An 18471-nucleotide genomic window follows, 5' to 3' on the forward strand; every position below is an offset into this window, starting at 1 on the left:
TTCAATTTCTCGAACACCGACAAATTGAATTTCTCTAAACTAGATGATGAGCCCGTGCCGGAAGGCAATTGCAACAGCGTGCTGTCGATTTTTGGCCTTCAGTTTGTCCTGTAGTCCATTCATGTACCAATCGACGGTGTGATTTGAGATTTTCAAAAGCTTTCCGATCTCGACCGAGGTCATTCCTTCCGCTAGATATTGGAGGATCTCCATTTCCCGTCGCGTCAGTCGCGCATCGATGCCCAAGACACTGTCGATCGGCTGCCCACTCCCATTGATCTCCAGGACGCGCCAGAAGGCCTTGCGAGAAACGGCATCGAACAGGGATATTTCGACAGGAGAGAGATCCACGGTATTTCCGGCAAGGACAAGACTGCCAAGGATCCCCTTTCGCCCTTGGATAGGAAATGTGTAACCGTCCCTGAGACCGTGAGCTTGCGCATCGGCTATCACGATTTCCATGCGACGGTGATGGGGATCCTTCCGAAAAGCCGCCAACCCATCCCGCCAACGGAAAGGCTTTTGTGCATGTGCGAGATATCGTACCGCGGGATCCATGACGGCATATTTCTTCGCTTTGTATATTTGGAGCCACGTTTCCGGCATTTTCCCGGCAAGAAGAATGCCGGCGGCTTCGCCTGTGTCCTTTGAGTATTGCGTCAAAGCGAAATAGTCGAACCCACAGAGCTGGGCGACATGCGCAAGTTCCTCCTCAACAGCGGAAACCTTGCGGCACCCCTCCAGAACGACAAGCAGTTGAATTAAATAATGAATATTCACAAAATTGCCCCTGCCCCTTCGGGCCACCAGCCAAGGCCGCCAAAAGAAGGACAAGCCTCGATAGCAGAACGATTATAGATGCGATAAAATATTAGCGTGCGATCCATTCGATGGTGTCTCAGCATGGCGCATCAACGCAAGCGAAAATTGTGAGGGTTTGTAATTTCTCCTGAAGATTTCCGGCGTCACAGGATGAGGCTCGACTTTCGACCACTCAAAAAAGCCGAAAAAACCTAGCTGAACGGCCCGTTAATCGTCGGTTCAGGTAACTTTTTGTAGCATCGCAACATCCACTCATTCGCAGATGCACAAAGAGGTATCGCCGTGTCGCTATTCAAGGTCTATGCAAGAGCTTTGCGCTATCTCGGCGCCTACAAGTTCCGCGTATCCCTGGTCGTTATCGCGAACATCGTGCTCGCCGCGATCACCATCGCCGAGCCGATCCTTTTCGGCCGTATCATAGATGCAATTTCCGGCAAAGGTGAGGTGAAGCCCATTCTCTTCATGTGGGCTGCCTTCGCCGTCTTCAACACGATCGCATTCGTGCTCGTCGCCCGCGAGGCGGACCGGCTCGCACACGGACGTCGGGCAACGCTGCTGACGGAAGCCTTTGGCCGCATTATTTCGATGCCGCTGTCCTGGCATCATCAGCGCGGAACGTCGAACGCTCTGCATACGCTGCTGCGCGCCTGTGAAACGCTGTTCGGCCTCTGGCTCGAATTCATGCGCAATCACCTAGCGACTGCCGTTGCCATCCTGATCCTGATCCCGACCGCCGTTTCGATGGACCTGCGTCTGTCCGGCGTGCTCGTCGTGCTCGGCATCGCCTACTGGCTGATCGGTCGTCTCGTCATGAGCCGCACCAAGGATGGCCAGGCGTCGGTCGAAAACCACTATCACACGGTTTTCTCGCACGTCAGCGACTCCATCAGCAACGTCTCGGTACTGCACAGCTACAACCGTATCGAAGCCGAAACCAAGGCGCTGCGTTCGTTCACCGATCGCCTGCTGCAGGCCCAGTATCCGGTGCTCGACTGGTGGGCGCTGGCTGGCGCGATGAACCGCATGGCATCGACCATCGCCATGATGATCATCCTCGTCATCGGTACCGTCATGGTCCAGGCCGGCGAACTGCGCATCGGTGACGTCATTGCATTCATCGGCTTTGCCAACCTGCTGATCTCGCGTCTCGACCAGATGCGCCAGTTCGCTTCGCAGATTTTCGAAGCACGTTCCAAGCTCGAGGACTTCTATACCCTCGAAGACTCGGTCCGTGAACGCGAAGAACCTGCTGGCAATGCCGACATCACCGACGTGAAGGGCGAGGTTGAGTTCCGCAACGTGTCGTTCCGCTTCGGCAACACGGCACAGGGCCTGCACAACGTGTCCTTTACCGCCAAGGCCGGCCAGACGGTTGCGATCGTCGGCCCGACCGGCTCGGGCAAGACCACGATGATCAACCTGCTGCAGCGCGTCTATGACCCGGATAGCGGCCAGATCCTCGTCGATGGTCACGATACGACGAAGATCACCCGCAAGTCGCTGCGCCGCTATATCGCAACGGTCTTCCAGGACGCCGGCCTGCTCAACCGCTCGATCAGCGACAACATTCGCCTCGGCCGGGAGAACGCCACCGATGAAGACATGCGCCGTGCGGCTGAAGCCGCGGCCGCCTCGGACTTCATCGAGACTCGCGAAGATCAGTACGACACCCATGTCGGCGAGCGCGGCAACAGGCTTTCCGGCGGCGAGCGCCAGCGTGTGGCAATCGCCCGCGCGATCCTCAAGGATGCGCCGATCCTGGTACTGGACGAAGCGACGAGCGCGCTCGACGTCGAGACCGAAAACCGCGTGAAGGCTGCGATCGACAATCTTCGTCAGAACCGCACCACCTTCATCATCGCCCACCGTCTTTCGACGGTTCGTGAGGCCGACAAGGTTCTCTTCCTCGACAACGGCCGTGTTGTCGAAGAAGGCAGCTTCGAGGAGCTCAGCCAGAGCAACGGTCGCTTCGCCGCTCTGCTTCGCGCAAGCGGAATCCTGACGGACGAAGAAGTCCGCAAGGCACACACGACGGAAGCCGCCTAAGACAGGCACTTCACGAAAACGATCAAAGCCGGATGGTCCCGCCATCCGGCTTTTTTCGTGGCCAACGAGACTGCCTGCTCTCGATCTCCCCGAATGGCCGGCTGCAATCTGTGCAAAGGCATTAGACTAAAGTCATAATCCCAAAGCCGCTCTCTTTAAGGAAGGTCTTTTCTGTCACAGTCTTATCAGGCGAACCGCGACCAGGGGTATGCTTTGAGGAGAGTATGGTCGCGCGCCGCATTTTCACATCGTTCTGTGGAGGACAGACAATGGCAAATGTCGCAAGCGTCGGTGGCGCGAAGGCCGGACCGATGACATCGGAGGAGAAGAAGGTCATCTTCGCCTCCTCGCTCGGCACCGTATTCGAGTGGTACGACTTCTATCTTTACGGCTCGCTCGCCACCTATATCGGCGCGACTTACTTCACCCAGTATCCAGAAGCCACACGCAACATCTTCACGCTGCTGGCCTTTGCCGCCGGCTTCCTGGTTCGTCCGTTCGGCGCGCTGGTCTTCGGCCGCCTCGGCGATCTCGTCGGCCGGAAATATACCTTCTTGGTGACGATCCTGATCATGGGTCTATCGACTTTCCTGGTCGGTATCCTGCCGGGTGCCGCCACTATCGGCATCGCTGCCCCGATTATCCTGATCGGCCTTCGTCTGCTGCAGGGCCTGGCGCTCGGCGGTGAATATGGCGGGGCCGCCACCTACGTGGCCGAGCACGCGCCGAACGGCCGGCGCGGCTACTTCACCTCCTGGATTCAGACCACGGCTACGCTCGGCCTTTTCCTGTCGCTGATCGTCATCGTCGGCGTGCAGTTCATCATGGGCAAGGAAGCCTTCGCCGCCTGGGGCTGGCGTATTCCCTTCCTGGTCTCCGTCATCCTGCTCGGCGTCTCCGTCTGGATCCGCGTACGGATGAATGAGTCTCCGGCCTTCCAGAAAATGAAGGCGGAAGGCAAGGGCTCCAAGGCACCGCTGACGGAAGCCTTCGGCCAGTGGAAAAACGCCAAGATCGCGCTTATCGCGCTTCTCGGCGCCACCATGGGTCAGGCGGTCGTTTGGTATGGCGGCCAGTTCTACTCTCTCTTCTTCCTGCAGAACGTACTCAAGGTAGACCTGCAAGCGGCCAACATCATGGTCGCCGTCGCCCTCATCCTCGCCACGCCTTTCTTCGTCATCTTCGGCGGCCTGTCGGATAGGATCGGTCGCAAGCCGATCATCATGGCCGGCCTGCTGATTGCGGCGGTCACCTATAACCCGCTGTTCAAGGCCATGACCTGGACCGCCAACCCGGCGCTCGCCGAGGCCCAGGCATCCGTGAGGGCAACGGTGACGGCCGATCCGGCGGACTGCAAATTCCAGTTCAACCCGACCGGCACATCCAAGTTCACCAGTTCCTGCGACGTCGCGACAGCCTTCCTGACCAAGAACTCGGTGCCCTACGATGTCGTCCCCGGTCCTGCCGGCCAGCCGGCAACGGTGAAGATCGGTGACGAAACCATCACCAGCTTCGACTCGGTTGCCGCCGGCGACAAGGCCAAGGGCCTGACCGCTGCCTTCGAAAAAAGCGTCAACATCGCGCTCCACGATGGCGGCTATCCTCTGAACCGCGGTGCCATCAAGGTGCCGGACGCGAAGCTGGATGCCTTCATCACCGCCAATCCGGAGCTTGCCTTGAATGCCGACGCGATCCGCTCCGGTGCCAAGGAAACCATGCCGGCCGACAAGCTGGTGGCAGCCAAGCTGCTGACGGTCGATGAGGCCAATGGCGTCACCGACATGGCGGTCTACAATATCGCCGGCGGCGGTACCTTCGCCATGGCGGCCGACCCCGCCCGAGTCAACTGGATCGGCACGATCGCCATCCTGTTCGTGCTGGTTCTCTATGTGACGATGGTTTACGGCCCGATCGCGGCCCTGCTGGTCGAACTCTTCCCGACCCGCATCCGATACACCGGCATGTCTCTGCCTTATCACATCGGTAACGGCTGGTTCGGCGGCCTGCTGCCGGCAACGGCCTTCGCGATGAGTGCCGCCACCGGCGACATCTACTTCGGCCTCTGGTACCCGATCATTTTCGCCGCCATCACGCTTGTGATCGGCCTGATCTTCCTGCCGGAAACCAAGAATCGCGATATCCACGCCATGGATTGAGGTGCTTCAAGACCGCGACAGTGAACCCGGCGCTCCAGAAGGCGTCGGGTTTTCTTTTGGAAAATGACTAGAGTAATCGGCTGAGCCGCGGAGTCGGCCAGCCGCCATCACGCCCGATCGAAAACACCAGACCGAAACGCGCAAACAGGATCGATGTAGCGAAGGCGAGCCATGCACCGAGCGCCAAGCCGGCGGCGACGTCGCTTGGATAATGCACGCCGATGATCACCCGCGTCGCGCCGAGCCACAGCCCGATCCCGATGAAACCGAGACGAAACCGCGGAAAGAGCAGTGCCAGCGCCATGAACAGCGCGCCGATATTGGCCGAATGCCCCGACGGGAAGCTCTGGTGCAGGAAATCCATGTTGAACGGCGCGAAACTGAAAATGCCCTCCTGATCATAGATCAAAGGCCGCGCTCGCCCGATCGCGAACTTCAGGACATTGGCGACGATGGCGGTAAACAGGACAGAGAGGCCCACATAGGCCGTCATCTGGCCGAAATAGATCATGCGGAAACGTCGGCGTACCTTCCATAGCCGACGACGGACCAAATAGGCCGTTGCGAAGAGGGTGCAAAGACCGCCAAGGATCCAGGCAAGCCTGCCGATATCGGTTATATCGCCCGCGATCGAGATCAGCGGCGGTGCCAGATCCTTGGCGGCCAGACCGAGCGGGCGATCGAACACAAAAAAAGCGATGGCAACGGAATTGATCGCGGAAAAGGCAAAGCCCTTCCAGGGCACCCGGCGGTGGATTGTGCGGCGCGCCTGATAGCGCTTTTTCAGATAGCCCCAGAAACTCGGCCCGCGATCGACGCTCTCGTTCATTCCGCCCCTGCTTCTTTTCTCAATGCACGGGGGAGATAGGGGCTGCGGCAGGTGCCTTCAATGCAAAGGCCCTCCGCATCGTAGGATGCGAAGGGCCTGAAAGGTGTTTCACGTGAAATATCAGGCAGAAAGCGCCTTGAACTCGGACAGGATCGCTTCGCCCATCTCGACAGTGCCGACCTTCTTGGCACCGTCGGCCATGATATCGGCGGTGCGGATGCCCTTGTCGAGGACGTTGGCGATCGCCTTCTCGAGATTGTCGGCTTCCTTGACCATGCCGAAGGAGTAACGCAGGCACATGGCGAACGAGGCGATCATCGCGATCGGATTGGCAATGCCCTTACCGGCGATGTCAGGTGCCGAACCATGCACCGGCTCGTAGAGCGCCTTGCGCTTGCCGGTCTTGCCGTCAGGCGCACCAAGCGAAGCCGACGGCAGCATGCCGAGCGAACCCGTCAGCATGGCGGCAACGTCGGACAGCATGTCGCCGAACAGGTTGTCGGTGACGATGACGTCGAACTGCTTCGGCGCGCGCACCAGCTGCATGCCGCCGGCATCCGCCAGCATGTGCTCGAGCTTGACGTCGGAATACTTGTCCTTGTGCGTCGCGGTTACCACCTGGTTCCACAACACACCCGACTTCATGACGTTGCGCTTTTCCATCGAGCAGACGCGGTTCTGGCGCGTGCGAGCCATTTCGAAGGCGACCGCCGAGATGCGTTCGATCTCGTAGGTGTCATAGACCTGCGTGTCGATGGCGCGCTTCTGGCCGTTGCCGAGATCGGTGATCGTCTTCGGCTCGCCGAAATAGACGCCACCCGTCAGTTCGCGGATGATCAGGATATCGAGGCCTTCGACCAGCTCCGGCTTCAGCGACGAGGCGGAAGCGAGCGCCGGGTAGCAGATCGCCGGACGCAGATTGGCGAACAGCTCGAGATCCTTGCGCAGGCGCAACAGACCGGCTTCCGGGCGCACTTCATACGGAACGTCGTCCCACTTCGGGCCGCCGACGGCACCGAAGAGAACCGCATCGGCGGCAAGCGCCTTCTGCATGTCGGCTTCGGAGATCGCCGCACCGTGGGCGTCATAGGCGCTGCCGCCGACCAGACCTTCGTCGGTGACGAAGCCGGCGGACATTTCCTCGTTCATGTAAGCGATGATCTTGCGGACCTCGCCCATGGCCTCGGGGCCGATGCCGTCGCCAGGCAGCAGGAAAAGATTGCGCGTTGTCATGAAGTCCTCCGGAAAAACAGGTTGCGGCTTATTATCCCCCGGCAAGAGGCATTTCAAGCGAGCAAGAGGCCGTTTCGGTACGGTTGGGGCTATACACATGCCGGATCGCCCTCGGTTGACCCCGTGATTTGCCTAGGCAACAAGAGGCTATCTTGACCATGATCCGGAAAACACCAATGCCCGACGCACAACTCCATCTCGACACTCCGCTCTTCCGCACCGCCGCCGATTATAGCGCCGCTGACAGGCCGCTCTGGCTGAAGCTGGACGCGTTGCAGCCGGCGGGAAGCTTCAAGCTGCGCGGCGTCGGCAGATTGTGCCAGCACGAAGTGGAAAACGGCGCCAAGGAGATCTTCTGCGCCTCGGGCGGCAATGCAGGCATCGCCGCCGCCTATGCCGGCCGCGCGCTCGGCGTTCCCGTCACCATCGTCGTGCCGGAAACCACCTCCGAAGAAGTCCGCCGCTCCATCGCTGCGACCGGCGCCGCCGTCCTCGTCCATGGCTCCGTTTTCGACGAGGCCAACGCCCATGCGGTCAATCTCGCAGAGGAGCGTAAGGCTGCCTATGTGCATCCCTTCGACCACCCTCTGCTCTGGGAAGGCCACGGCACGCTGGTCGACGAAGTGGTAGCCAAGGGCTCCGAATTCGATTGTGTCATCGCCAGTGTAGGCGGCGGCGGCCTGCTCGCCGGCATCGTCGCCGGCCTGAAACGCAATGGTCTCGATAATGTGCCCGTCATCGCCGTCGAGACCGAAGGTGCCGCGTCCTTCCACGCCAGCCTGGCAGCTGACGAACGCATAACCCTGCCCGCCATCACCTCGATCGCCAACTCGCTTGGCGCGCGCCAGGTCGCCCAGCATGTCTTCGATCTGCCCAAGCATCATCCGATCGAGAGCGTGACGGTGACCGACGCCGAAGCCGTCGCCGCCTGCCTGAAACTCGCCGACGCCTATCGTATCCTCGTCGAACCCGCCTGCGGCGCGGCGCTCGCAGTAGCCGACGCCCATCCCGATCTCCTCGCGCGCTTCAAAAACCCGCTGATCGAAGTGTGCGGCGGCATCGGCGTATCGCTGGATAAGCTTAAGATGTGGCGAGAGCGGCTGCTCTGAAGCCAAAGAAAAAGCCGGTGGGCGGACCCACCGGCTTGATCATGTATCTTGTCGAGGCGCTTACGCAGCCCAGGGATGGGCAGCGGCGTTGGCCTTTTCGAACTGGTCGATTTCCTTGCCCTTCTCCATCGTCAGGCCGATATCGTCGAGACCGTTCAGCATGCAATGGCGCTTGAAGGCATCGAGATCGAATTTGATCGAGCCGCCGTCGGGACCGGTGATTTCCATGTTTTCCAGATCGACCGTCAGGATCGCGTTGGAGCCGCGCGAGGCGTCGTCCAACAGCTTTTCCAGATTTTCCGGGCTGACCTTGATCGGCAGGATGCCGTTCTTGAAACAGTTGTTGTAGAAAATGTCGGCGAAGCTGGTGGAGATCACGCAGCGGATGCCGAAATCGAGAAGCGCCCACGGAGCGTGCTCGCGCGAGGAGCCGCAGCCGAAATTGTCACCGGCGACGAGAATCTTGGCGTTCTGGTAGGCCGGCTTGTTGAGAACGAAATCCTCGTTCGGCGTGCCGTCTTCATTATAGCGGGCTTCCGCGAAGAGACCCTTGCCGAGGCCAGTGCGCTTGATCGTCTTCAGGTAATCCTTCGGGATGATCATGTCGGTGTCGATATTGACGACCGGCAGAGGGGCGGCGACGCCCGTCAGCTTGGTGAATTTTTCCATGGCCTGGCCTCCAGTTCGGCAGAGATAGTGTGTTGATCAGCGTTTAGTCCAGTTTCCCGGCAAAATGAAGGGGAATCTGCAGCCCCGGCCAGCACCTGAAGATTCGGCTGGCCCGGTGCGGCTGATCTAGCCGGCCTTGCCGGGCTCGTTCATCGCCCAGGAGACGCCGAAGGGATCGCGCAGCTGACCATAACGGTCGCCCCAGAACATGCGCTCGACGGGCATCACGACCTCGAGACCGGCCTTGACCGCCCGCTCCCACCATAGATCGATGTCGTCGACCACGAGCTGCAGTGAGAAACCCTGATGTGGCCGGAACGGATGGCCGTGCTCGGGATAGGCGTCGCTCAGCATCAGCGAGCTGCCGTTGATGTAGAGATGCACATGCATCGTGCGCCCCTTTTCATCGGGCGGCACGACGAATGCCTGCTCGGCACCGAAAGCTTGTTCGTAGAATTCCGCCGCCTTCAGCGCGCCATCGACCGTGATATAAGGCAGTAGCCCGTTCTTGACCGGCGGCATGGCCGTCTGGCCGGTTTGCGTTTCGCTTTCCATGCAGTCCTCCATTGCGTGATACTTGGGCAGGCAAAAGCCTTGCCGCATCTAGGACGCACAGAAAGAGCACGAGCCGACAGCCGTTGGAAAAGAAATCGAGCAGAACGATCAGAGATCGATGATCGTGCCGCGACCGTCGTTCCAGATGCGCATGGTTTCGCCGGTATTGGCCTTGGCCTTGGACTGGGCCGTGGCACGCACGGCGGCCGGCTTCATCTTCAGCGAAAGCGCGCGGCCCACCATCAGCACCGTCAGAATGCCGCCAACGGCGAGCGTCACGGAAAACGTGAGAAGCGCCAGTGCCGCGAATGCCGTAATGCCGGCAAGCAGGAGGAAGACGGAACGGATATTCTGCATGGGTTTTAAACCTTTCTCAGGAAAGGAATGTGGTCCTTCGTCTTCTTCTCTGCAAGGGAAGCATGGCTTTTTGTTGTCTTGCCATCCGTCACAAAGCTTGACACACATTCGTGATGAGCCAAAGCCCCCTCACCCGCTCGATGAACCTGCGCCGCTCAGTGCTGAGCGTTCCCGCGATAATCCCTCGTGCCCTGGAAAAGACCCATCAGCTCGATTGCGACTCGGTGATCTTCGACCTCGAGGATTCGGTAGCGCCCGAGAAGAAGGCCGAAGCGCGCGAAAACCTGGCTGCCTTCTTCCGCGGCAAACCGCTCGAAGGCAAGGAACGCATCATCCGCATCAACGGCCTCGACACCATCTGGGGCCGCGCCGACATGGATCTCGTAAGCACCCTGGGGCCGGATGCCGTTCTCCTACCGAAAGTCGATGAGCCGCAAGACATCATGGCGGTCGGCGACATTCTCGCGGATGCAGATGCGCCGGAGGAATTGCGCATCTGGGCGATGATCGAGACGCCGCGCGGCGTCCTCAACGCCGCGGCGATCGCGGAATCGGGCCGGACGGCGGGCTCGAGGCTCGATTGCTTCGTCGTCGGCCTCAACGACCTGCGCAAGGAAACCGGCGTCTTGCCGCAGCCCGGCCGACAGTACCTCGTTCCCTGGTTGATGCAGGTGATCCTCGCTGTGCGCGCCTACGGTCTTGGCGCGATCGACAGCGTCTTCAACGATTTCAAGGATAGCGATGCCTTAGACGCCGAATGCGCCGAAGCGCGCGCCATGGGCTTCGACGGTAAGATGCTGATCCATCCCGCGCAGATCGAGGCGGCCAACAGGAACTTCGGGCCCGACGCATCCGCGATAGCCGAAGCGCAGGCGATCATAAAAGCCTTCGCCGACCCCACCGCCGATGGGCTGAACGTCATCAACGCCAACGGCCGTATGATCGAGCGGCTGCATCTTGTCCAGGCGGAAACTCTGGTTCATAAAGCCCGCCTGATTGCCGAACGCCAATCGGCGAAGCGCCCAGAGACGAAGTGAAAGACCCGATGAAACTCTACCGCCTTCTGACCGGCCAGGACGACGCCGCTTTCTGCCACCGCGTAACGGACGCCCTCAACAAGGGCTGGTCGCTGAACGGCTCGCCGTCGCTCACCTTCAATGCCCAGACCGGTCAGGTGATCTGCGCTCAGGCAATCGTCAAGCATGTCGAAGGCAAGGATTACCATCCCGACATGAAGCTCTCCGAGCAGTAAGCGCTCAGAAACGGCGATCGGCCACTAACGCTCGGCCGCCTCTTCGGCGCTCGCCTCGATCCGCTCCATGTCGTCGTCACTCAGACCAAAATGATGGCCGATCTCATGGATCAGCACATGGGTGATGATATCGCCCAGCGTCTCGTCGTTCTCGGCCCAGTAGTCGAGGATCGGTCTGCGGTAGAGGCGAATGCGGTTCGGCAGCTCGCCGGTTTCCATGGTGAAACGCTCCGATATGCCGCGTCCCTCGAAAAGGCCGAGCAGATCGAACGGCGTTTCCAGAGCCATGTCCTCGAACACGTCATCATCGGGAAAATCTTCGATTTCGATCGTCAGATTGGTCGTCAGCGCACGGAATTCATCCGGCAGGTGGCTGTAGGCCTCCATCGCCAGGGACTCGAACGTGCTGATTGTCGGAGCGTGGCGATCCTGCCAATTGTCGCTCTGGTCTATGCGAGCCATAAAAGCTCCTTTCCTTTGTCCGCCCATATAGAGCCTTTGCAGCCGATTTTCGAGAGTGGAATCAAGGGCAGGAATAAATTCACATCAAACGCCTGTTGACTCTTCCGCCAAGCTCTGGAATCCATAAGAACATAACAGGAACATTAAACCTTGGAGTGACGTCATGGCACAGTCGGCCGTGGCGCGCGAGCAGCTTTTTGCGCTCCGTGAAACAATTGCAAAGCTTGAAGGAAAACCGGTGCCGGCCTTGGCGGCAGCGGAAAGCGAAGCTTTGGCCGAACGAGGTTGCGACAGGAAGAAAGCAGAAATTGAGCCGCGCCTGCCGCTGGGAATAACCATGATCGACGACGCCCTAGAGGGCGGCCTCCCTCTGGATGGGCTGACCGAAGTCCGCACCGGGCAGCTGCGCAATGCAGGTGCCAGCAGCGGCTTCGTGCTGGCGTTGGCCGCTATGCTGCAGCGGCAGACTGAGGACGAGCAAGGCAGCGCCTTGCCTATCCTCTGGATCGCGGACACCGTCGCCTCCATCGAGGCTGGACGCCCCTATGCCGTCGGGCTGCGGGATTTCGGCTTGAACCCCGGATTGTTTCTGCACGCAACGCCGCGCAAGCTCGAGGATGCGCTTTGGCTTGCGGAAGCAGCCATTGCCAGCGGCGTATTTCCGGCCACCATTCTTGAGGTCCGCGGCAATCCGAAACCCTTCGGGCTGACGGAAAGCCGGCGTCTCAACCTGCGGGCAAAGTCCTCCGGACGCCCGCTTTTCCTGTTGCGGCAAGCAGGAGAGGAAGAGGCCAGCAGCGCCGTTTTCCGCTTTCTTGCCGAACCCGCGCCGGCTGAGGCGCGGTCCATGCCGGATGGTTCGATGCTAGGCGGCAGCATCGGCAATCCCATCTTTCGTCTCACACTGGAGAAGAGCCGAAATCCGGCTCCACTCTCCATCCTTCTGGAGTGGAACCCTCATGACCGCCGGTTTTTCCCTGTCCGCCAACCAGCCGACACTCGCTTTCCAGGCGAGCGCGCAACGTATTCTCGCGCTGCATTTCCCGCATCTGCCGACCGACCGGATATCAAGGAAGAAGTGGGGCCTCTCCTGGCGTTTGCGCGATCGTCCTAGGAAACCGCCGATCGTCTGTTCCGGTCGCCACGCCAACACCATGCGACTGACCGCACTCGATGAAGCGGCCGAGGCGATCAACCTGAAGAAAAGCATGGGAGTTGCCGAAGCCCGCGCCATCTTTCCGACGCTTGAGGTAATCGAGGAAGATCCTGCCGCCGACCTGCGCTTTCTCGAGGCCATTGCCGACTGGTGCGACCGCTATACGCCGCTGGTCGCACTCGACGGAAACGACGGCCTGTTTCTCGACATCACCGGCTGCGCCCATCTCTTCGGCGGCGAAGAGGCTCTCCTCGAGGATATTCTGCCGCGGCTGATGCAGATGGGTCTCGATGCCCGTGGCGCCATCACCTCCTCGCCCGGTCTTTCCTGGGCGGTCAGTCGCTTCGCCCACGGGGGCGTCATCGATGAGGGTGAGGCAGAGCGAGTAGCCGCCCCTCTCCCGGTCGCATCGCTTCGCCTTGCCGACGACACCGTCGCTTCGCTTCGCAAGATGGGCCTGAAATATGTCGGAGACCTCATGGAAGCGCCACGCGCGCCGCTTGCCCGCCGTTTCGGCGCAAGCGTGCTCTTGCGACTGGGCCAGATGCTTGGAACCGACGAGGAGCCGATCTCGCCCCGCCTTCCGGTCGCCAGCCTCTCGGCCGAGCGCCGCCTGATGGAACCGGTCGGCGCCGAGGAGGACATCCTTGCAATCACCGATCAGATCGCGGTCTCGCTGAAGCCCTCGCTCGAGGCCCGCGGCGCCGGCGGACGCGTTTTCGAGCTCGTCCTCTTCCGCGTCGATGGCCGGGTTTTCCGCATTTCCGCCGGTACTGCCCAGCCGCTGCGCGATCCCCGGCGCATCGCCACCCTCTTCGCCGAGCGGCTGCAGGCCGTATATGACGACCTCGATGCCGGCTACGGATTTGAAATTCTGCGCCTCAACGTCCTGCGACACGAAACCTTCGTAAACTCGCAAGGCGATTTCGAAAGCCGCCAGCAGAAAGACGCATCTCTTGCCGCCTTCGTGGAGCGGGTTTCAGCCCGCCTCGGAGAAGACTGCCTGCAAACCTTCCAATTGCGGGAGAGCCACGTACCGGAAAGAGCGTCTGTTCCAGTGCCGGCAATCGATCACCTGTCTGCCCCGAAAACCAGGGAAGGACATCCGCCACCGGCCAGGAGCGAGCGCCCCATCCGGCTATTGCAGAAAGCGGAGCCGATGGATGCCTTTGCCGTCGAAATCCCGGATGGCGCACCGGCGAGCTTTCACTGGCGGCGCATGCAGCACCGTGTCTTGAAGAGCGAGGGGCCGGAGCGGCTGGCAATGGAATGGTGGATCGACGGCGTGGAGGGAATGGACGCTAGGGATCGGGATTACTTCCGGATAGAGGACGACAAGGGGCGACGTTTCTGGATCTTTCGCCAAGGCCATTATGAGCGAGACACGGCGCAAAGGTGGTTCATGCACGGGATCATCGGCTGATGTCCGCCTTCTTCGAAATCGGCGCCAAGACCAATTTCACCTTTCTGGAAGGCGCGTCAAAGCCCGAGGAAATGGTCTTTCAAGCTGCTCTTCTCAAGCTTGGAGGCCTTGGAATTGCCGATCGCAATTCAGTTGCAGGTGTCGTCCGAGCGCATGCGCAGTCGAAGGCGATCCAGAAGAAATTCGAGCGAATGAAAGCCGGGCTTCTGGAGGAACGTGAAAAGAACGACATCATTCCCGATCCCATCCGTTTTCAACCCGGAGCCCGCCTCGTCTTTACGGATGGAACGCCCGACATTCTTGCCTACCCCCGAAATCGTCAAGGCTGGGCGCATCTCTGCCGTTTGCTGAGCGCCGGAAACCTGAGAGCCGACAAGGGTAAGTGCATCCTGTCGGAAGAGGATCTGATGCAATGGGGCGACGATATGATGCTTGCGGTCCTTCCCCACCCGTCTGTTGCCGACAATGACAACCACGCGACCTTCGAAGCCTGCCTGGAGCGCTTGAGAAAGCGCTTCCGGAAAGACATCTATATGGCACTCGTCCCCGCCTACGATGGTCGCGACAAGCGCATGTTTGCAACCATCTCCATGCTGGCTGACCGCAGCCGCGTGCCTCTTATCGCCACCAACCAACCGCTGTACCACGATACCGCTCGCCGCCCTCTCTCCGACATCGTCACGTCGATCCGAGAGCATGTAGCAATCCCCGAGGCCGGCTTCCTGCTGGCACCGAATGCCGAGCGCTATTTGAAAGATGAGCGCGAGATGCGGCGTCTCTTCCGCGACTTTCCCGACGCAGTCGAAAACACGGAGAAGTTCTTCGCCAGGCTGACCTTTTGCCTGGACGAACTGAAACACAATTATCCGGATGAGAACGACGCGGGTGAAACGCCTTACGAAACTTTGGAGCGCCTGACATGGGCGGGAGCGGCGCGGCGTTTTCCGAAGGGCATCGGGAAGAAGACGCGGGAGCAGATCGTCTACGAACTGGAACTCGTAAAACAGAAGCAATACGCGCCCTATTTCCTGACGGTCCACCGGATCATCATGCATGCCAGGTATGAGCTCGAGATCCTCTGCCAGGGACGCGGCTCAGCCGCCAACTCGGTGATCTGCTACTGTCTTGAGGTCACGGAGGTTAACCCTGAAAAAAGCGTGTTGCTGTTCGATCGCTTCATGTCTACGGACCGCGACGAGCCACCCGATATCGATGTCGATTTCGAACATGATCGGCGCGAGGAGGTGATCCAGCATATCTACCAGCGCTATGGCAAGGAGCACGCTGGACTGACGGCCGCCGTCACCAGCTACCGCACCCGTTCCGCAGGTCGCGAGGTCGCAAAGGCATTCGGCCTATCGGAAGATGTGCAATCGGCGATCGGCAGTCTGGTCTGGGGCTGGTCGGATGACAAACTATCTGAACGGGAGGCAAGGGCCGCCGGCCTCGACACTGGAAACCCGGTAACCAACCACGTCCTGCAATACGCTTCCGAACTGCTGAGCTTTCCCCGCCATCTTACGCAGCATGTCGGCGGCTTCGTCATCACCCGCGACCGCCTCGACGAGGTCGTCCCGATCATGAATACGGCCATGCCGGATCGCTATATGATTGAATGGGACAAGGACGATCTCGACAACCTGAAAATCCTCAAGGTCGATGTCCTGGCGCTCGGTATGCTGACCTGCCTGCGCAAGGCCTTCGATCTGCTGCTGTTGCACTACGACGTGAAGAAGACGCTGGCCGATCTTGGCAATGACACGCACGAAGACGAAGCACCGGTCTACGACATGATGTGCCGGGCCGATACGCTGGGAGTCTTCCAGATCGAGAGCCGCGTGCAGATGAGCATGCTGCCGCGCCTGCGTCCGAGAGTGTTCTACGATCTCGTCATCGAGGTCGCAATCGTCCGGCCCGGACCTATCCAGGGTGACATGGTTCACCCCTATTTGAAACGCCGGGAAGAGCGGAGACGAGGAATCCCGGCGATCTATCCCAGCAAGGAGTTGGAAAGTGTCCTGGAGCGAACACTGGGCGTTCCGCTCTTCCAAGAACAGGCGATGCAGATTGCCATCACTGCAGCGGGCTTTGAACCTGCTGAGGCCGACCAACTGCGGCGAGCGATGGCAACCTTCAAGCGGACCGGCACCATCGGCAATTTCGAGCAGCGGTTCATCAATGGCATGATGGCCAAGGAGATTTACTCCAAAGAATTTGCCCAGCAATGCTTCAACCAGATCAAGGGATTTGGCGAATACGGCTTCCCGGAAAGCCACGCGGCGTCTTTTGCGCTGCTTGTCTACGCGTCCTCCTGGGTGAAGGCCTATTATCCCGACGTCTTCTGCGCGGCGATGCTGAATTCGCAACCGATGGGCTTCTATGCACCGGCGCAGTTGGTCCGCGATGCCAGGGAACACGGCGTCGAAATTCGACCGGTCGACATCAACAGTTCGGATTGGGATTGCCTTCTGGAGGACGGCCGCTTCGACAGCCGCCGCATCGATTTCCGCCATCGCGAGATGAGCGATGTCATCAAGGCGAAGCGGTCAGTGCGCCTGGGTTTTCGCCAGGTCAAGGGGTTGTCGGAGACAGCGGTCAAGGAGAGGCTGATGGTGAACCGGGGAGGGGGCTACACTTCGATCCGCGATCTATGGCTGCGGTCCGGTCTCGACAAGGCCGAGATAGAACGCCTGGCGGATGCGGACGCCTTCAACAGCATCGGCCTGTCACGGCGTGAGGCGCTATGGGCGGTCCGCGCGCTTGATGTGAAAAGCGCGGCCGAGCGCCTGCCGCTGTTCGAGCAGGCAGGCCATGCCGACCTGCAAGTGGAACCGCGGACCAAGCTCCCCGAAATGTTGCCGGGAGAGCAGGTGGTCGAGGACTACCGGTATCTTTCCCTGTCGCTGAAGGCGCATCCCGTCTCCTTCCTGCGAGACGAACTGCGCGGCATCGGCATTACCCGCAATGTCGATCTGCTCAGGGTCGAAAACGGCAGGCGGGTGACCATTGCCGGTCTGGTTCTGGTGCGCCAGCGCCCCGGCTCGGCCAAGGGCGTCATCTTCATGACGCTGGAGGACGAGACCGGCGTTGCCAATGCCATCGTATGGCCAAAAGCTTTCGAGAAATACCGCGCCACCGTCATGGGTGCCCGCTTGGTCAAGATCCGCGGCAAGCTGCAGAGCCAGAACGGGGTGATCCACACCGTCGTCGATCACATCGAGGATATGACGCCGGCTCTCGGACTGCTGCAGAAGGAAGCCCAGAGGTTCGGCGTCTGCGACCGGTCAGACGAAGCGCTGAGGCCGACCGCCGATCCAAGGCAACGAAAGTTGGCTGACCATCTGGAGAAGACAGCTATGGAAAAACGTATGTTGTCGCAGGACACCAGAAAGAACGTCGTCGGCACTGCCGAGGTGATGCCAAAGGGGCGAAATTTCCATTGATTTTCAGTCCCGCGCAATGCCGAGCAGCCTGATGGAAGGCCAATGGAGGGGGCCGCGGGATGAGACCATGCTGCGAACGTCGAAAATCCAAACCGGACTCACATGTGAATCTTTCTTGACAAGGAGCGTCTTCTTTAGCACAAAAGACGATAGTGATTGTCATGTTTGGAATGAAGACGTGCTTGTCTGCAGCTGCAACTACATAACGGACACGGAAATCCGGGAGGTTATCAACAGCCTTCTCGATGAAGACTGTTGGCAGCTTATCGTGCCCGCAAAAGTCTACCACGCCATGGAAAAACGCGGTCGTTGCTGCGGTTGTTTCCCCAATGTAGTCGACATAATCATCCAGACCACCGAGGAATATCACGCCCGTCGCGACTCGACGGACGCCGAAATATTTGATTTCATGTCCCGCCTCAGAAACTTCCATGAAGAAAACAGGAGAGCGGACATTGAAAGGCGACAAAAAAGTCATCGAGCGGCTTAACGAGGCCCTCTTTTTGGAACTCGGTGCTGTGAACCAGTACTGGGTTCATTATCGTTTGCTCGAGGATTGGGGCTACACCAAGCTCGCCAAGAAAGAACGTGCTGAATCCATTGAAGAGATGCAGCATGCCGACAAGCTCGTCGCGCGCATCATTTTCCTCGAAGGTCATCCCAACCTGCAGACCCTCGCGCCGTTGCGCATCGGCCAGAACGTCAAGGAAGTCCTGGAAGCTGATCTCGCCGGCGAATATGATGCCCGCACGGCCTACAAGAAGTCCCGCGACATCTGTCATGAGGCAGGCGACTACGTCTCCATGAAGCTGTTCGAAGAGCTGCTCATGGACGAGGAAGGCCATATCGACTTCCTCGAAACCCAGCTCGAGCTGCTCGGCAAGATCGGCGAAGCCAAGTATGGCCAGCTGAACGCCGACTCGGCCAACGAAGCCGAGTAACACTGCTTTTGCGTTTCC

Annotated in this window: 17 protein-coding genes; 10 read left to right on the plus strand and 7 right to left on the minus strand. The window is 59.8% G+C overall.

Annotated elements, in window-relative coordinates; all coding sequences use genetic code 11:
- Positions 1–39: 39 nt before the first annotated feature.
- Positions 40–780: a LuxR family transcriptional regulator gene (locus QTL95_RS00740; RefSeq protein WP_289718060.1), complete on the minus strand. Its 741-nt coding sequence runs from the start codon at positions 778–780 to the stop codon at positions 40–42.
- A 324-nt stretch (positions 781–1104) separates the two neighbouring features.
- Here QTL95_RS00740 and QTL95_RS00745 point away from each other — a divergent pair, with 324 nt between their 5' ends.
- Together QTL95_RS00745 and QTL95_RS00750 are read left to right on the plus strand one after the other, a co-directional pair.
- Complete coding sequence (locus tag QTL95_RS00745) at positions 1105–2868, plus strand: glucan ABC transporter ATP-binding protein/ permease (RefSeq protein WP_289718061.1); 1764 nt, start codon at positions 1105–1107, stop codon at positions 2866–2868.
- A 269-nt stretch (positions 2869–3137) separates the two neighbouring features.
- Positions 3138–5024, plus strand: coding sequence for an MFS transporter (locus tag QTL95_RS00750; RefSeq protein WP_289718062.1), 1887 nt, complete (start codon positions 3138–3140; stop codon positions 5022–5024).
- Between the two features lie 67 nt (positions 5025–5091).
- Here QTL95_RS00750 and QTL95_RS00755 read toward each other — a convergent pair whose 3' ends face one another.
- On the minus strand, positions 5092–5853 hold the full coding sequence (locus QTL95_RS00755; protein WP_289718063.1) for a phosphatase PAP2 family protein: 762 nt from the start codon (positions 5851–5853) through the stop codon (positions 5092–5094).
- A 120-nt stretch (positions 5854–5973) separates the two neighbouring features.
- Entirely contained in the window at positions 5974–7086 is a 1113-nt protein-coding gene (gene leuB / locus QTL95_RS00760; protein ID WP_289718064.1) for a 3-isopropylmalate dehydrogenase, read from the minus strand.
- 176 nt (positions 7087–7262) lie between these two features.
- Between leuB and QTL95_RS00765 the strand changes: the two genes are divergently transcribed.
- Positions 7263–8195, plus strand: a complete 933-nt coding sequence (locus tag QTL95_RS00765; protein WP_289718065.1) for a pyridoxal-phosphate dependent enzyme — start codon at positions 7263–7265, stop codon at positions 8193–8195.
- Positions 8196–8255: 60 nt separating this feature from the next.
- Here QTL95_RS00765 and leuD read toward each other — a convergent pair whose 3' ends face one another.
- The 3 genes from leuD to QTL95_RS00780 form a co-directional block, all read right to left on the minus strand.
- A complete protein-coding gene (leuD, locus tag QTL95_RS00770) occupies positions 8256–8864 on the minus strand; it encodes a 3-isopropylmalate dehydratase small subunit (protein WP_183899991.1) in 609 nt (202 codons plus the stop codon).
- 126 nt (positions 8865–8990) lie between these two features.
- The gene (locus QTL95_RS00775; protein WP_289718066.1) at positions 8991–9419 is read right to left on the minus strand and encodes a VOC family protein; all 429 of its coding nucleotides are present in this window, start codon (positions 9417–9419) and stop codon (positions 8991–8993) included.
- A gap of 108 nt (positions 9420–9527) precedes the next feature.
- Positions 9528–9776, minus strand: a complete 249-nt coding sequence (locus QTL95_RS00780) for a hypothetical protein (RefSeq protein WP_289718067.1) — start codon at positions 9774–9776, stop codon at positions 9528–9530.
- Between the two features lie 113 nt (positions 9777–9889).
- Here QTL95_RS00780 and QTL95_RS00785 point away from each other — a divergent pair, with 113 nt between their 5' ends.
- Positions 9890–10813, plus strand: coding sequence for an HpcH/HpaI aldolase/citrate lyase family protein (locus tag QTL95_RS00785; RefSeq protein ID WP_289718068.1), 924 nt, complete (start codon positions 9890–9892; stop codon positions 10811–10813).
- Positions 10814–10821: 8 nt separating this feature from the next.
- On the plus strand, positions 10822–11028 hold the full coding sequence (locus tag QTL95_RS00790; protein WP_112429590.1) for a DUF1737 domain-containing protein: 207 nt from the start codon (positions 10822–10824) through the stop codon (positions 11026–11028).
- A 24-nt stretch (positions 11029–11052) separates the two neighbouring features.
- On the opposite strand, the gene QTL95_RS00795 is transcribed toward QTL95_RS00790, so the two are convergent.
- The gene (locus tag QTL95_RS00795; protein WP_112533218.1) at positions 11053–11490 is read right to left on the minus strand and encodes a metallopeptidase family protein; all 438 of its coding nucleotides are present in this window, start codon (positions 11488–11490) and stop codon (positions 11053–11055) included.
- A gap of 163 nt (positions 11491–11653) precedes the next feature.
- Here QTL95_RS00795 and QTL95_RS00800 point away from each other — a divergent pair, with 163 nt between their 5' ends.
- The 5 genes from QTL95_RS00800 to bfr all read left to right on the plus strand — a co-directional run bounded on the left by QTL95_RS00800 (position 11654) and on the right by bfr (position 18453).
- A complete protein-coding gene (locus QTL95_RS00800) occupies positions 11654–12604 on the plus strand; it encodes an ImuA family protein (protein WP_289718069.1) in 951 nt (316 codons plus the stop codon).
- On the plus strand, positions 12588–14069 hold the full coding sequence (locus QTL95_RS00805; protein ID WP_336622269.1) for a Y-family DNA polymerase: 1482 nt from the start codon (positions 12588–12590) through the stop codon (positions 14067–14069). The genes QTL95_RS00800 and QTL95_RS00805 overlap by 17 nt, the downstream gene beginning before the upstream one ends.
- Positions 14069–17512: an error-prone DNA polymerase gene (locus QTL95_RS00810; protein WP_289718070.1), complete on the plus strand. Its 3444-nt coding sequence runs from the start codon at positions 14069–14071 to the stop codon at positions 17510–17512. Before QTL95_RS00805 ends, QTL95_RS00810 begins: the two co-directional genes overlap by 1 nt.
- Before the next feature lie 67 nt (positions 17513–17579).
- The gene (locus tag QTL95_RS00815; RefSeq protein WP_289718071.1) at positions 17580–18002 is read left to right on the plus strand and encodes a (2Fe-2S)-binding protein; all 423 of its coding nucleotides are present in this window, start codon (positions 17580–17582) and stop codon (positions 18000–18002) included.
- The gene (gene bfr / locus QTL95_RS00820) at positions 17968–18453 is read left to right on the plus strand and encodes a bacterioferritin (protein ID WP_162698425.1); all 486 of its coding nucleotides are present in this window, start codon (positions 17968–17970) and stop codon (positions 18451–18453) included. The genes QTL95_RS00815 and bfr overlap by 35 nt, the downstream gene beginning before the upstream one ends.
- Positions 18454–18471: the final 18 nt, after the last annotated feature.

The sequence above is a fragment of the Rhizobium sp. S152 genome, assembly GCF_030380735.1.
Lineage (GTDB): Bacteria > Pseudomonadota > Alphaproteobacteria > Rhizobiales > Rhizobiaceae > Rhizobium.

Bases quoted from the DNA above. Each gene is read 5' to 3' on its own strand.
- QTL95_RS00750 (WP_289718062.1), top strand. From the start codon at position 3,138: ATGGCAAATGTCGCAAGCGTCGGTGGCGCGAAGGCCGGACCGATGACA.
- QTL95_RS00755 (WP_289718063.1), bottom strand. From the start codon at position 5,853: ATGAACGAGAGCGTCGATCGCGGGCCGAGTTTCTGGGGCTATCTGAAA.
- leuB (WP_289718064.1), bottom strand. From the start codon at position 7,086: ATGACAACGCGCAATCTTTTCCTGCTGCCTGGCGACGGCATCGGCCCC.
- QTL95_RS00765 (WP_289718065.1), top strand. From the start codon at position 7,263: ATGCCCGACGCACAACTCCATCTCGACACTCCGCTCTTCCGCACCGCC.
- leuD (WP_183899991.1), bottom strand. From the start codon at position 8,864: ATGGAAAAATTCACCAAGCTGACGGGCGTCGCCGCCCCTCTGCCGGTC.
- QTL95_RS00775 (WP_289718066.1), bottom strand. From the start codon at position 9,419: ATGGAAAGCGAAACGCAAACCGGCCAGACGGCCATGCCGCCGGTCAAG.
- QTL95_RS00780 (WP_289718067.1), bottom strand. From the start codon at position 9,776: ATGCAGAATATCCGTTCCGTCTTCCTCCTGCTTGCCGGCATTACGGCA.
- QTL95_RS00785 (WP_289718068.1), top strand. From the start codon at position 9,890: ATGAGCCAAAGCCCCCTCACCCGCTCGATGAACCTGCGCCGCTCAGTG.
- QTL95_RS00790 (WP_112429590.1), top strand. From the start codon at position 10,822: ATGAAACTCTACCGCCTTCTGACCGGCCAGGACGACGCCGCTTTCTGC.
- QTL95_RS00795 (WP_112533218.1), bottom strand. From the start codon at position 11,490: ATGGCTCGCATAGACCAGAGCGACAATTGGCAGGATCGCCACGCTCCG.
- QTL95_RS00800 (WP_289718069.1), top strand. From the start codon at position 11,654: ATGGCACAGTCGGCCGTGGCGCGCGAGCAGCTTTTTGCGCTCCGTGAA.
- QTL95_RS00810 (WP_289718070.1), top strand. From the start codon at position 14,069: ATGTCCGCCTTCTTCGAAATCGGCGCCAAGACCAATTTCACCTTTCTG.
- QTL95_RS00815 (WP_289718071.1), top strand. From the start codon at position 17,580: ATGCTGCGAACGTCGAAAATCCAAACCGGACTCACATGTGAATCTTTC.